The sequence below is a fragment of the Streptomyces sp. SCA2-17 genome (assembly GCF_044336695.1).
The window spans coordinates 856,393-869,162 of the sequence record NZ_CP117521.1 but is presented as its reverse complement, the minus strand read 5'-3'; the positions used below and the strand labels follow the sequence as shown (position 1 = coordinate 869,162).

At 71.6% G+C, this 12,770-nt stretch carries 13 protein-coding genes; 10 read left to right on the top strand and 3 right to left on the bottom strand.

The window, feature by feature from the left end:
* The first annotated feature begins 20 nt into the window (after positions 1-20).
* The 5 genes from PS271_RS03840 (at position 21) to PS271_RS03820 (ending at position 6,017) form a co-directional block, all read left to right on the top strand.
* Complete coding sequence (locus PS271_RS03840) at positions 21-1,214, top strand: argininosuccinate synthase (protein ID WP_356286669.1); 1,194 nt, start codon at positions 21-23, stop codon at positions 1,212-1,214.
* 47 nt (positions 1,215-1,261) lie between these two features.
* Entirely contained in the window at positions 1,262-2,695 is a 1,434-nt protein-coding gene (gene argH, locus PS271_RS03835) for an argininosuccinate lyase (protein WP_398380093.1), read from the top strand.
* Positions 2,696-2,826: 131 nt separating this feature from the next.
* Entirely contained in the window at positions 2,827-3,393 is a 567-nt protein-coding gene (locus PS271_RS03830; RefSeq protein ID WP_398380091.1) for a TetR/AcrR family transcriptional regulator, read from the top strand.
* The gene (locus PS271_RS03825) at positions 3,390-4,940 is read left to right on the top strand and encodes an MFS transporter (protein WP_398380089.1); all 1,551 of its coding nucleotides are present in this window, start codon (positions 3,390-3,392) and stop codon (positions 4,938-4,940) included. Before PS271_RS03830 ends, PS271_RS03825 begins: the two co-directional genes overlap by 4 nt.
* A gap of 246 nt (positions 4,941-5,186) precedes the next feature.
* The gene (locus PS271_RS03820; RefSeq protein WP_398380087.1) at positions 5,187-6,017 is read left to right on the top strand and encodes an alpha/beta fold hydrolase; all 831 of its coding nucleotides are present in this window, start codon (positions 5,187-5,189) and stop codon (positions 6,015-6,017) included.
* Between the two features lie 30 nt (positions 6,018-6,047).
* Here PS271_RS03820 and PS271_RS03815 read toward each other — a convergent pair whose 3' ends face one another.
* A complete protein-coding gene (locus tag PS271_RS03815; protein ID WP_398380085.1) occupies positions 6,048-6,716 on the bottom strand; it encodes a lysophospholipid acyltransferase family protein in 669 nt (222 codons plus the stop codon).
* 230 nt (positions 6,717-6,946) lie between these two features.
* Here PS271_RS03815 and PS271_RS03810 point away from each other — a divergent pair, with 230 nt between their 5' ends.
* From PS271_RS03810 to PS271_RS03800, 3 genes are all read left to right on the top strand, one after another.
* The gene (locus PS271_RS03810) at positions 6,947-8,128 is read left to right on the top strand and encodes a glycerophosphodiester phosphodiesterase (protein ID WP_398380083.1); all 1,182 of its coding nucleotides are present in this window, start codon (positions 6,947-6,949) and stop codon (positions 8,126-8,128) included.
* Positions 8,129-8,269: 141 nt separating this feature from the next.
* Complete coding sequence (locus tag PS271_RS03805; protein WP_120759920.1) at positions 8,270-8,788, top strand: sigma-70 RNA polymerase sigma factor region 4 domain-containing protein; 519 nt, start codon at positions 8,270-8,272, stop codon at positions 8,786-8,788.
* Positions 8,789-8,880: 92 nt separating this feature from the next.
* On the top strand, positions 8,881-9,423 hold the full coding sequence (locus PS271_RS03800; RefSeq protein ID WP_398380081.1) for a GNAT family N-acetyltransferase: 543 nt from the start codon (positions 8,881-8,883) through the stop codon (positions 9,421-9,423).
* Here the strand turns inward: PS271_RS03800 and PS271_RS03795 are convergent.
* Both PS271_RS03795 and PS271_RS03790 read right to left on the bottom strand, forming a co-directional pair.
* The gene (locus PS271_RS03795) at positions 9,420-9,848 is read right to left on the bottom strand and encodes a hypothetical protein (protein ID WP_398380079.1); all 429 of its coding nucleotides are present in this window, start codon (positions 9,846-9,848) and stop codon (positions 9,420-9,422) included. The genes PS271_RS03800 and PS271_RS03795 overlap by 4 nt on opposite strands.
* 2 nt (positions 9,849-9,850) lie before the next feature.
* On the bottom strand, positions 9,851-10,210 hold the full coding sequence (locus PS271_RS03790; protein WP_398380077.1) for a hypothetical protein: 360 nt from the start codon (positions 10,208-10,210) through the stop codon (positions 9,851-9,853).
* Between the two features lie 573 nt (positions 10,211-10,783).
* Here PS271_RS03790 and PS271_RS03785 point away from each other — a divergent pair.
* Positions 10,784-11,884 carry a methionine ABC transporter ATP-binding protein gene (locus PS271_RS03785; RefSeq protein WP_120759915.1) on the top strand — a complete coding sequence of 367 codons (1,101 nt, stop codon included), beginning with the start codon at positions 10,784-10,786 and terminating at the stop codon, positions 11,882-11,884.
* Complete coding sequence (locus PS271_RS03780) at positions 11,881-12,657, top strand: methionine ABC transporter permease (protein WP_398380074.1); 777 nt, start codon at positions 11,881-11,883, stop codon at positions 12,655-12,657. The genes PS271_RS03785 and PS271_RS03780 overlap by 4 nt, the downstream gene beginning before the upstream one ends.
* Positions 12,658-12,770: the final 113 nt, after the last annotated feature.

Genomic DNA, 12,770 nt, shown 5'->3' with positions numbered 1-12,770 from the left:
TGCATCGTAAGGAGAAACCCGTGACCGAGCGCGTCGTACTCGCCTACTCCGGCGGCCTGGACACCTCCGTCGCCATCGGCTGGATCGCCGAGGAGACGGGCGCCGAGGTCATCGCCGTTGCCGTGGACGTCGGCCAGGGCGGCGAGGACCTGGACGTCATCCGCAAGCGCGCGCTCGCCTGCGGTGCGGTGGAGGCGGAGGTCGCCGACGCCAAGGACGAGTTCGCCGAGGAGTACTGCCTCCCGGCGATCAAGGCCAACGCCCTCTACATGGACCGGTACCCGCTGGTCTCCGCCCTCTCCCGGCCCACGATCGTCAAGCACCTGGTGGCCGCCGCGCAGAAGCACGGCGCGACCACCGTCGCCCACGGCTGCACCGGCAAGGGCAACGACCAGGTGCGGTTCGAGGCCGGCATCTCCTCCCTCGCCCCCGAGCTCAAGTGCATCGCCCCCGTCCGGGACTACGCGATGACGCGGGACAAGGCCATCGCCTTCTGCGAGGCCAAGGGCCTGCCGATCGCCACCACCAAGAAGTCGCCGTACTCCATCGACCAGAACGTCTTCGGCCGGGCCGTCGAGACCGGCTTCCTGGAGGACATCTGGAACGCCCCGATCGAGGATGTCTACGACTACACGGCCAACCCGGCCACCCCGCGCGACGCCGACGAGGTGATCATCACCTTCGAGCAGGGCGTCCCGGTCGCCATCGACGGCAAGCCCGTCAGCGTGCTCCAGGCCATCCAGCAGCTCAACGAGCGGGCGGGCGCGCAGGGCGTCGGCCGGCTCGACATGGTCGAGGACCGGCTCGTGGGCATCAAGTCCCGGGAGATCTACGAGGCGCCCGGCGCGATCGCGCTGATCACGGCCCACCAGGAGCTGGAGGCCGTCACCGTCGAGCGGGAGCTCGCCCGGTACAAGCGGCAGGTCGAGCAGCGGTGGACCGAGCTCGTCTACGACGGCCTGTGGTTCTCCCCGCTCAAGCGGGCTCTGGACGGCTTCATCGCCGAGGCCAACGAGCACGTCTCCGGCGACATCCGGATGACGCTGCACGGCGGCCGGGCCGTGGTCACGGGCCGGAAGTCCGAGAAGTCCCTCTACGACTTCAACCTCGCCACCTACGACACGGGCGACACCTTCGACCAGTCGATGTCGAAGGGCTTCATCGAGATCTTCGGCCTGTCCTCGAAGATCGCCGCGAAGCGCGACCTGGCCTGACCGCCTGACCGACCGGCCGCCCCCACCACCCCACGAGGAGCACGCAAGTGAGCAACGGCACCACCGACGACGTCCGGCTCTGGGGCGGCCGTTTCGCCGACGGCCCGGCCGAAGCGCTGGCCAAGCTCTCCGCCTCCGTCCACTTCGACTGGCGGCTCGCCCCCTACGACATCGCCGGCTCCCGGGCGCACGCCCGCGTGCTGCACAAGGCCGGGCTGCTCACGGGCGACGAGCTCCAGCGGATGATCGACGGCCTCGGGCTGCTGGAGGCCGACGTCGCCGCCGGCACCTTCACCGGCACCGTCGCCGACGAGGACGTGCACACCGCCCTCGAACGCGGCCTGCTGGAGCGGCTCGGCCCCGACCTCGGCGGCAAGCTGCGCGCCGGCCGGTCCCGCAACGACCAGGTCGCCACGCTCTTCCGGATGTACCTGCGCGACCACGCCCGGATCATCGGCGGGCTGATCGCCGACCTCCAGGAGGCGCTCGTCGGCCTCGCCGAGGCGCACCCGGACGTCGCCATGCCCGGCCGGACGCACTTGCAGCACGCCCAGCCGGTGCTCTTCGCCCACCACGTGCTCGCGCACGTCCAGGCGCTGTCGCGGGACGCCGAGCGGCTGCGGCAGTGGGACGAGCGCACGGCGGTCTCGCCGTACGGCTCGGGCGCGCTCGCCGGCTCCTCCCTCGGGCTGGACCCGGAGGCGGTCGCCGCCGACCTCGGCTTCGAGCGCGGCTCCGCAGGCAACTCCATCGACGGGACGGCCTCGCGGGACTTCGTCGCCGAGTTCGCCTTCATCACGGCCATGATCGGCGTCGACCTGTCGCGCATCGCCGAGGAGGTCATCATCTGGAACACGAAGGAGTTCTCCTTCGTGACCCTCCACGACGCCTTCTCGACCGGCTCGTCGATCATGCCGCAGAAGAAGAACCCGGACATCGCCGAGCTGGCGCGCGGCAAGTCCGGGCGGCTCATCGGCAACCTCACCGGGCTGCTCGCCACGCTCAAGGCGCTGCCGCTCGCGTACAACCGGGACCTCCAGGAGGACAAGGAGCCGGTCTTCGACTCCTGCGACCAGCTGGAGGTCCTGCTCCCGGCCTTCACCGGCATGATGGCCACCCTCACGGTCAACCGCGCCCGGATGGAGGAGCTGGCCCCCGCCGGTTTCTCGCTGGCCACCGACATCGCCGAGTGGCTGGTCAAGCAGGGCGTGCCGTTCCGCGTGGCGCACGAGGTGGCGGGGGAGTGCGTCAAGGAGTGCGAGGCGCGGGGCATCGAGCTCGACGGGCTCACCGACGAGCAGTTCGCCGCCATCTCGCCGCACCTGACGCCCGAGGTCCGCTCGGTGCTGAGCGTGCCCGGCGCGCTGGCCTCGCGCAGCGGTCGGGGCGGTACCGCGCCGTCCGCGGTCGCGGTCCAGCTCGGCGAGGTCAAGGCGGACCTGGCGGTCCAGCGCGAGTGGGCGGAGGCCGCGCGCGGCTGACGGCGGTGGCCGGGGGACATCGGTACCCCCGGCCGCCGCAGCGCCTCCAGCGGTCCGTGCACTCGCGGTCCGGATGAGACGGCGGCAACCCGTGTGAGACATGTGCGTCTCATTCGGGTTATCGTCGTCTCATGAGTGTTGACCGGGACCATGTGCTGAGGGAGGCCGCCGCCCTGCTCACCCGCAAGGCGACCGCCTCCATGGATGAGATCGCCAAGGCCGCGGGGATCGGCCGCGCCACCCTCCACCGCCACTTCGCCGGGCGCGACGCGCTCGTCCGCGCCCTGGAGGAGCTGGGCATCCAGCAGTTCGGGCAGGCCCTGGACGCGGCCCGGATCGAGGAGGGCGACGCGGCCGGCGCCGTCCGCCGTCTGATCGCCGAAGCCGAGCCCGTCGCCGGCATGCTCGCCTTCCTCTTCACCGAGAACCAGCTCTACGAGAACGGCACCAACGAGGGCTGGAACCGGCTCGACACCCGCGTCCAGCAGCTCTTCCGCCGCGGCCAGGAGGAGGGCTCCTTCCGCCTCGACCTCACGCCCGCCTGGCTCACCGAGGCCCTCTACGGCCTGATCGGCACCGGCGCCTGGGCCGTCCAGGACCGGCGCGTGGCCGCCAAGGACATGCCTCACATGGTCGCCGAGTTGCTCCTGGGCGGCGCCGAGCGAAGGGCCGGGACCGAGCGGAGGATGAAACGGTGACCGGTACCACCGGCGGCCCGCGGACCCTCGCGGCCCCCGCCGAGACCCCCCGCCCCGGACGCTGGCTCGCGCTGGCCGTCCTCGCGCTGGCCGTCCTCCTCGTCGCCGTCGACGCGACCGTCCTCGGCCTCGCGACGCCCTTCCTCAGCGAGGACCTGCGCCCGTCGGGCACCCAGCTGCTGTGGATCGGCGACGTCTACTCGTTCGTCATCGCCGGGCTCCTGGTCTCCATGGGCAGCCTCGGCGACCGCATCGGCCGCAAGAAGCTCCTGCTGACCGGTGCCGTGGCCTTCGGCGCGGTGTCCGTGCTGAACGCCTACGCCACCAGCCCGGAGATGATGATCGCGGCCCGGGCCCTGCTGGGCGTCGCGGGCGCGACGCTGATGCCGTCCACGCTCGCCCTCATCCGCAACATCTTCCACGACCCCAAGGAGCGCAGCCTGGCCATCGGCATCTGGGGCGCCATGGCCTCGGCGGGCGCCGCGGTGGGCCCGGTCGTGGGCGGCTTCCTGCTGGGCCACTTCTGGTGGGGCTCGGTCTTCCTGATCAACCTGCCGGTGATGGCCGTGCTGGTGCTCGTCGGCATCAAGCTGCTGCCCGAGTCGCGCGACCCGTCGCCCGGCCCGTGGGACCTGCTGAGCGTGGTGCTCTCCATGAGCGGCATCATCGCCGTCGTCTACGCGATCAAGGAGGGGGCTACGCACGGACCGCGCTGGGACGTCGCCGCGGCGGCACTCCTCGGCATCCTGGCGCTCGTGTGGTTCGTACGCCGCCAGCTCACGCTGCCCTCGCCGCTGCTGAACATGCGTCTCTTCCACAACCGGGGCTTCTCCGGCGCGGTGCTGGCCGACCTGCTGACGGTCCTCGGCCTGTCCGGCATGGTCTTCTTCCTCTCGCAGTTCCTCCAGCTCGTCCAGGGGCGCAGCCCGCTGGAGGCGGGGCTCGCCGAGCTGCCGGCGGCGGTCGGCGCGGTCACGGCGGGGCTGCTCGCGGGGCGGGCCGCCCGGCGGTTCTCGGTGCGCTCGGTCGTGGCCGGCGGGCTCGGGGGGATCGGCCTCGCCCTCGCGGTGCTCGTCTGGCTCCAGTCGGACACCGCCTACCCGGTGCTCGGTGCGACGCTGCTCGTCGTCGGGGTGGGCGCGGGCTTCTCCTTCACCGTCACGGCCGACGTGATCCTCTCCAGCGTGCCCAAGGAGCAGGCGGGCGCCGCCTCGGCCGTCTCGGAGACGGCGTACGAGCTCGGCGCGGCGCTGGGCATCGCGCTGCTCGGCTCGATCGTCACCGGCGTCTACCGGGACTTCGCCGTCCCCGCGGGCGTGCCGGCGGGGACCGCCGCGGAGGCCCACGAGTCCCTCGGCGGCGCCGTGGAGGCGACCTCCGCGCTGCCGGCCGACCAGGCTGCGGGCCTGCTCACCTCCGCGCAGGAGGCCTTCGTCGAGGGCTTGCGGATCGCCTCGGGCGTCGGCGCGGTGGTGCTGCTGGCGACGGCCGTCGCCGCGTGGTTCCTGCTCCGCGGGCAGAAGCTGGAGGAAGGGTCCGGCGGCTGATCCGCCGCGCGGGCACAGCAAACGGAACGGTGCTCACCGGATTGAGCCGGGCGCGGCTCACATGAGCAAAGCGCACGACGGGCCGGGGCGGCAAGCCCCGGCCCGTGTGACATATGCCGGAAACAATTTCCCTTGACGTCATGCTTATGCGCGGGCAACGATCACGACCACTGGTCGACATTGTCGAACGCGGTTCGGTTCCGACGGCGGTCCCCCGCCGTCCCGTTGCCAAAGGAAACCCCCCTCATGCGCCTCCGCAAAACGGTCAGACTGCTGCTCGCCGCCGCGGCCACCGCGGCCCTGGGCCTCACGGGCCTCGCCGCGTCGCCGGCCTCCGCCTCCGTCCTCGACATCCCGCCGAAGGGCGCCAACGACTGGTCCTGCAAGCCGGATTCGGCCCACCCCGAGCCGGTGGTGCTGGTCAACGGCACCTTCAAGCTCATGGGCGAGAACTGGGCCGCGCTCTCCCCGAAGCTGAAGGAGGCGGGCTACTGCGTCTTCGCCTTCAACTACGGCAACATGGAGACCGCCCCGATCCCGCAGGCGGCCACGGAGCTGCGCGACTTCGTGGAGGCCGTGCGCGGCGCCACGGGCGCGAAGAAGGTCGACATCGTCGGCCACAGCCAGGGCGGCATGCTGCCGCGCTACTACGTGAAGTTCCTGGGCGGCGCGGACAAGGTCGACGACCTCGTCGGCATCGTCCCGTCCAACCACGGCACGAAGAACCCGCTCGCGATCCCCGCCGGCTGGACGTTCTGCCCGTCCTGCGTGGACCAGCGCTGGGGCTCGGACTTCATGAAGAAGCTCAACGAGGGTGAGGAGGCGCCGGCCGGCCCCGACTACACCGTCATCAGCACGCGCTACGACGAGGTCGTCATCCCGTACACCAGCGCCCTCCTGAACGGCCCGGCCGAGCGCGTCACCAACGTCGTGCTCCAGGACAAGTGCAAGCTCGACGTCTTCATGCACGACCAGTCCACCAAGGACCCGGTCGTCGCCCAGTGGGTCCTCAACGCGCTCGGGCGCAAGGGCCCGGCCGACCCGGCCTTCCACCCGACCTGCATCGGTCTGGGCTAGCCGGGCCGCGGCCGGAGGGGTGACGTGGCGTCAGGCGGCCTTGGCCTTGGTCGCGTAGACGTCCACGTACTCCTGGCCCGACAGGCTCATGACCTCGCTCATGACCTCGTCGGTGACGGCCCGCAGGATGTAGCGGTCGCGGTCCATGCCCTCGTAGCGGGAGAAGTCCAGCGGATCGCCGAAGCGCACCGTCACCGGGGCGAGGTGCAGCATGCCCTTGCCGCCCGGCTGGACCTTGTCCATGCCGATCATCGCGAACGGCACCACCGGCGCGCCCGTCATCAGCGCGAGGCGGGCGATGCCGGTGCGGCCGCGGTAGAGCCGGCCGTCGGGGGAGCGGGTGCCCTCGGGGTAGATGCCGAAGACCCGGCCCTCGTCGAGGATCCGGCGGCCGGTCATCAGCGCCGCGACACCGCCGCGGCCGCCGTCACGGTCCACCGGGATCATGCCGGAGCTGCGGAAGAACCAGGCCATGAGCCGGCCCTTGATCCCCTTGCCCGTGACGTACTCGTCCTTGCCGATGAAGAACACCTGCCGCTTGACCACCAGCGCGAGGAAGAGCGAGTCGACGAACGTCACATGGCTGCCCGCGAGGATGACCGGCCCGCTGCCGGGGATGTTCTCCGCGCCCTCCACCTTGGGGCGGTACAGGACGCGCATGAGCAATCCGAGGAACGCCTTGAGCAAGATGCGGGACAACGGGGCCCTCCGGTCGTGATGGTCGGTGCGGCGCATGCCTGCGCAGGGGCTGACCATACTCGCCGGTATGACCCACGCGCACCCCGGGTAGGGGGACGCGATACGGAGTGTTGACGTGAGTTTGCACGCCGTTTGTCTTCCGTCTTCACAGACGGAAGTCGTACGTGTTTACGATCTGCGCGTCCGACAGGTGCCCGACCGGCGCCGGGACCCGCAAGCAAGGAGCGTTCATGGATCAGGAGCAGCGGCCGGGCAGGCGCACCCTTCTGGGGGCCGCCGCGGCCCTCGGCGCGGGAGCGGTCGTCCTCGGTGGCGGAGCGGGCACGGCGGCGGCCGCGACCGCCGCCCCGGCGGCGCAGGACCGCGGCCGGGGCCCTGCCGGCGGTTCGTACAAGGACCTGCCGGTGCCGACCGTCATCGGACACCGGGGCGCCTGCGGCTACCGCCCCGAGCACACCCTCGGCTCCTACCAGTTCGCCCTCGACAACGGCGCGGACGTCATCGAGCAGGACGTCGTCCCCACCAAGGACGGGCACCTCGTGTGCCGGCACGAGAACGACATCACCGCCACGACGGACGTCGCCTCCCGCCCGGAGTTCGCCTCCCGCAAGACGACGAAGACCGTCGACGGCGAGGCCCACACCGGCTGGTTCACCGAGGACTTCACGCTCGCCGAGCTCAAGACGCTGCGCGCCAAGGAGCGCATCCCGGGCAACCGGCAGCACAACACCCTCTACGACGGCGTGTGGCAGGTGCCCACCTTCGAAGAGGTCCTGAAGTGGGCCGACGAGCAGGGCCGCAAGCGCGGCCGGCGCATATGGCTGCACGTCGAGACCAAGCACCCCACCTACTTCCGCAAGGCCGGCCTCGGCCTGGAGGAGCGGGTCGCCAAGCTCCTGCGCCGCTACAACCGCTCCGGCCGCAACGGCTACACCTTCCTGCAGTCGTTCGAGCCGAGCAGCCTCCAGCGGCTGAGCCGGCTGGGCGTCGACTGCCCGAAGGTGCTCCTGCTGGACGACCTCAAGACGCAGCCGTGGGACTTCGTCGAGGCCAAGGACCCGCGCACGGTCGCCGACCTCATCACGCCCAAGGGCCTGAAGTGGGTCTCCGGCTTCGCCCAGGGCATCGGCCCGTGGCTGAACCTGATCATCCCGCGCGACAAGAACGACAAGCTGACCAAGCCGACCACGCTGGTCCGCGATGCGCATGCCGCGGGGCTGATCCTGCACCCGTACACCATGCGCAACGAGAACAGCTTCCTGCCGGCCGACTTCCGGCGCGGCACCGACCCCAACGCGTACGGCGACGCGCTCGCGGCGTTCAAGACGTACTTCGCCACGGGGATCGACGGCATCTTCTCGGACAACTGCGATACGGCTGCGCTGGCGCGGGACGCATTCCGTAAGGCCTGACGTACAGGCGTCTTGTTTCCGCCGCGGCGGCGATCAGCCACCGCGGCGGTGACCGGCGGTGCCGGACGAGGGGCGCCACCCGCACGGGTGATTGCCCCGGGACCCGGAACCGGAAGAGCCGGGACGCACGTCCCGCCACGCATGACGCAGAGCGATCTCCTCACCCGGCTGAGCCCGCTGCTCAAAGCGGAGTGCGCCGCCGAGGCGGCCGCGGTCGCCGGGACCGACGCCGCCGATCTCGAACAGGGCGTCTGGGTGCGGCTGCTCAGTGACAGCCGCACCATCGTCTCCGCGGGCCGGCTGCGGGCGACCGTCCGGGCCGAGGCCCGCGCCGCCCGCCGCCGCGCCCGGCGCGAGGTGCCCTACGACCCCACCCACGGCGAGCCGCCGTGCGCCCCCGACGCGGGCGTCGAACAGCAGGTGCTCGCCGCCGAAGAGGGCCGCGCACTGCGCGCCGCCGTGCGCCGCCTGCCCGGCCGGTGCCCCCGCCTGCTGGCGGCCCTGCTGTCCCGGAAGGACCCGACCTACCGAGAAATCGCAGGCGAGTTGGGAATGTCACAAGGATCTTTGGGGCCGGTACGTTCCCGTTGCCTGGGATGCCTGCGCAGAATGCTGACGGCGGAGGTTGCGGCTCCTGAACCCTGGGGAAAGGAGCGATAGACAGCCGTCGCCACGGAGGCGACGTGCACCCGCGACGGCTCCTGTCAGGGCGGATCAGGGCGAACCGAACCGAAAAGGGGAGGCGTGGGCACATGGGCATGAGCGTGACCATCTCTGCGGCGACCGATCACGACGCCGAGCAGATCCTCAAACTCCAGTACCTCTGTTATCAGGGCGAGGCCGAGCTCTACGGCGACTACTCCATCGCACCGCTCACCCAGACCCTTGCCGAGCTCCGCGCCGAACTGGCCGCGGGCTGTGTCCTGGTGGCCAGGCTGGGCGAGGAGGTCGTGGGCTCGGTGCGCGGCGCGGCCGGCCCGGAGGGCACGGCGGTGATCTCGGGGATGATCGTGCACCCCCGCATGCAGCGGCACGGCCTGGGCGGGCGGCTGCTCGCCGCGGTCGAGGCCCGGCTGGCGGGGGAGGGCGCCACCCGCTTCCGGCTGGCGACCGGCCACCGCAACGAGGGCAATCTGCGGCTGTACCGCAAGTGGGGGTACGTGCAGGTGGCCCGCGAGCAGGTCACGCGCAAGCTCACGCTGGTGACGCTGGAGAAGGAGCCGGAGCCGGAGCGGGAGGCGGCGCCGGAAGTCCGCGAGGGCGCCGCCGAGGCGGCGCTCGCGACGAGCCGCTAGCCGTCCTGTGGCTGCGCCGCCCGGCGCAGCCACATCATCGCGGTCACCGGCAGGATGACCGGGATGAAGAGGTAGCCCATGCCGTAGTCGGACCAGACCGTGGCGTCGGGGAAGGCGGACGGCGCGACGAGCGTCCACGTGCCGACGACGAGGACGCCGGCCAGCTCGGCGGCGCAGCAGACGAGCGCCGCCTTGCGGGCCGCGGGGCCGCCGCGCACGAGGGAGTACGTGATGAAGGCGTACACCACGGCGGCGACGGCGGAGAGCACGTAGGCCAGCGGCGCCCGGCCGAAGTCCAGGATCATCTGGACGATCGAGCGGGAGGCCGCGGCGACGGTGAAGACGCCGTAGAGCCACACCAGCAGCCGGCCCGGGCCTTCGCCGAGGTTGAACGCCGGCTTGGCGGGGGTGGTCGGTTCGGTCACGGTCAGCCTCCCCAGATGTCGTAGAGCCGCACTTCGAGCACGGCGAGGATGACGCCGCCGGCCGCCACGGTGGCCGAGCCCCAGCGGGTCCGCTCGGCGAGCGACATGAAGCCCGCGGCGGGCACGGCCGCGGCCGAGCCGATCAGGTAGGCCAGGAAGATGGCGGTGCCCTGCTCGGGCTTGTCGCCGCCGGCCAGCCGCACCACGCCGACGACCAGCTGGGCGACCGCCAGGACGGACACCACGGCCATGCCGATGAAGTGCCAGTCCTTGGTGGACTGGTCGCGGGAGAAGGCGAAGCCGCACCAGGCGGCGAGCGCGAGGGCGGTCACGCCGACCACGAGCGTCAGCGCGTCGATCACCGTGGCCACCGCGCTGCCGGGGCGTGCGGATGGGGCTGGACAAGCATGGGACGACTTTAATGGCCCGCCCCGGGCGCACCGCGCTCGGCCCCGCGCCGGGCGCCGTCGCCCCGTGGCCTTGACCACACCGCGGCCCGTCGCGTGCGGACGAGGCGACGCGTCGCGGTCCGCCTCCCGGTGCGTCTGTGCAGGTCACCGGCGGCTTCCGGGTGGCGTGAAGATCACTTGTGGAACGGCGACGTGTCCATGTACTGGCCACTCGTGTCCGCTATTCGGACAGGCTTGGCCGACTCGCACACCCGTCTGTTTTACTTCCTGCATGACCACGACGAGCAGCCGCACCTGTGCGACCGAGGCGATGACGACGCCCGGCGCTGCTCGTTGCATGTGTCGAATGTGTGACTGCTGAGGGCCCCCGTTCCGTGCCTCGCGCCCCGAAGCGAGACCCGTAGAGCCCGCGTCCCGCGTCCCACCCGGACCGGACCGGAAGGCTCAGCCCCGCGTCACCAGGACCCCCGAAGCCGCGACCCCGCTCGCGCCCGCCGGGGCACCCTATGCCGCGCTCCGCAATGAATGCCCGTGCCCGGCCCCCTCACCGCCGCGCACTCGACAGTGACGGAAACCCCTGTGATCACCACTACGGGCCTGACAAAGGTCTACCGCTCACGCGGCCGCGAGGTCACCGCCCTCGACGGCGTCGACCTCCACGTGCGCGAGGGCGAGGTGTACGGCGTCGTCGGTCAGAGCGGCGCCGGAAAGTCGACCCTCATCCGCTGCGTCAACCTCCTGGAGCGCCCCAGCTCCGGCACGGTCACCGTGGCGGGCCAGGACCTCACCGCCCTCGCCGGGCGCGGCAACCGCGCCGGAGCCGAGCTGCGCAAGGCGCGCAGCCGCATCGGCATGGTCTTCCAGCACTTCAACCTGCTGTCCTCGCGCACCGTGCAGTCCAACATCGAGCTGCCCCTGGAGATCCTCGGCGTCTCCGGCAAGGAGCGCGAGCGCAAGGCCCTCGAACTCCTCGACCTCGTCGGCCTCGCCGACAAGGCCAAGGCCTACCCCGGCCAGCTCTCCGGCGGCCAGAAGCAGCGCGTGGGCATCGCCCGCGCCCTCGCCGGCGACCCCAAGGTGCTGCTCTCCGACGAGTCGACCTCCGCGCTCGACCCGGAGACCACCCGCTCCATCCTCCAGCTACTGCGCGACCTCAACCAGCAGCTCGGCCTGACCGTCCTCCTCATCACCCACGAGATGGAGGTCGTCAAGACGATCTGCGACTCCGCGGCCCTGATGAAGGGCGGCCGCGTCGTGGAGTCCGGCACCGTCTCCGAACTGCTGGCCACCCCCGGCTCGGAGCTCGCGGCCGAGCTCTTCCCGGTCGGCGGCGAGCCCTCCGGCCCGGACCGCACCGTCGTGGACGTCACCTTCCACGGCGACGCCGCGACCCAGCCGGTCATCTCCCAGCTCTCCCGTACGTACAACATCGACATCTCGATCCTGGGCGCCGCGATGGACACCGTCTGCGGCAAGCAGGTCGGCCGGATGCGCATCGAGCTGCCCGGCCGCTTCGAGGAGAACGTCGTCCCCATCGGCTTCCTGCGCGAGCAGGGCCTCCAGGTCGACGTCGCCGATGTGAACCCGGCTCCGGCCGGCGCGCTCCTGAAGGATGGTGCCAAGTGACCTGGGCCGAGATGCAGCCCCTGCTGCGCGACGCGAGTCTGGACACCCTCTTCATGGTGTGGTGGTCCACCCTCTACACCATCCTCGGCGGCCTGCCGCTGGGCATCCTGCTGGTCCTCACCGACCGCGGCGGCCTGCTCCAGAACACCGTGGTCAACAAGGCCGTCGGCGTGGTCGTCAACCTCGGCCGCTCGCTGCCCTTCATCGTCCTCATGGTGTGGCTGATCCCCTTCAGCCGCTTCGTGGTCGGCACCTCCATCGGGCCCAGCGCCGCCGTCGTGGCCCTGGCCATCGGCGCGATCCCGTTCTTCGCCCGGCTGGTGGAGACCGCGCTCCGCGAGGTCGACCACGGCCTCGTCGAAGCCGTCCAGTCCATGGGCGGCGGCACCTGGACCGTGATCTTCAAGGTGCTGCTCCCGCAGGCCCTGCCCTCCGTCATCGCGGGCCTGACCACCACCGTCATCGCCCTCATCGGCTACTCCGCGATGGCCGGCGCGGTCGGCGGCGGCGGCCTGGGCAACCTCGCCATCGTCTACGGCTACCAGCGCTCCGAGACCGGCCTGATGAACATCACCATCGTGCTGCTCATCGTCATCGTCACCGCCGTCCAGCTCGCCGGCGACCTCGCCGTACGGACCCTCGCCCGGCGCGGCGGACGGCAGGCGGCCCCCGTGGGCCTGCGCCGCCTGTGGGCCCCGGCGCGCCCGGCGCCGAAGCCCGTGGCATCCGTCCCGGCCCAGGCCGAGGCCCCGGAGGCCGTCAAGTCCTCCTGAACACCAAGACTTCCTGATCGGAGCTGATCAGGCCTGGCACCGAGGGGCTCTTCGCCCCTCACCGCAGCACCACGAGCCCGGACCCTTTGCCGGGCGCAACACCTCGTGAACCC

Excerpts from the sequence above, each read along its gene's own strand:
- PS271_RS03830 (WP_398380091.1), top strand. The coding sequence starts at position 2,827 with ATGAGTGTTGACCGGGACCATGTGCTGAGGGAGGCCGCCGCCCTGCTC.
- PS271_RS03820 (WP_398380087.1), top strand. The coding sequence starts at position 5,187 with ATGCGCCTCCGCAAAACGGTCAGACTGCTGCTCGCCGCCGCGGCCACC.
- PS271_RS03810 (WP_398380083.1), top strand. The coding sequence starts at position 6,947 with ATGGATCAGGAGCAGCGGCCGGGCAGGCGCACCCTTCTGGGGGCCGCC.
- PS271_RS03805 (WP_120759920.1), top strand. The coding sequence starts at position 8,270 with ATGACGCAGAGCGATCTCCTCACCCGGCTGAGCCCGCTGCTCAAAGCG.
- PS271_RS03800 (WP_398380081.1), top strand. The coding sequence starts at position 8,881 with ATGGGCATGAGCGTGACCATCTCTGCGGCGACCGATCACGACGCCGAG.
- PS271_RS03785 (WP_120759915.1), top strand. The coding sequence starts at position 10,784 with ATGCCCGTGCCCGGCCCCCTCACCGCCGCGCACTCGACAGTGACGGAA.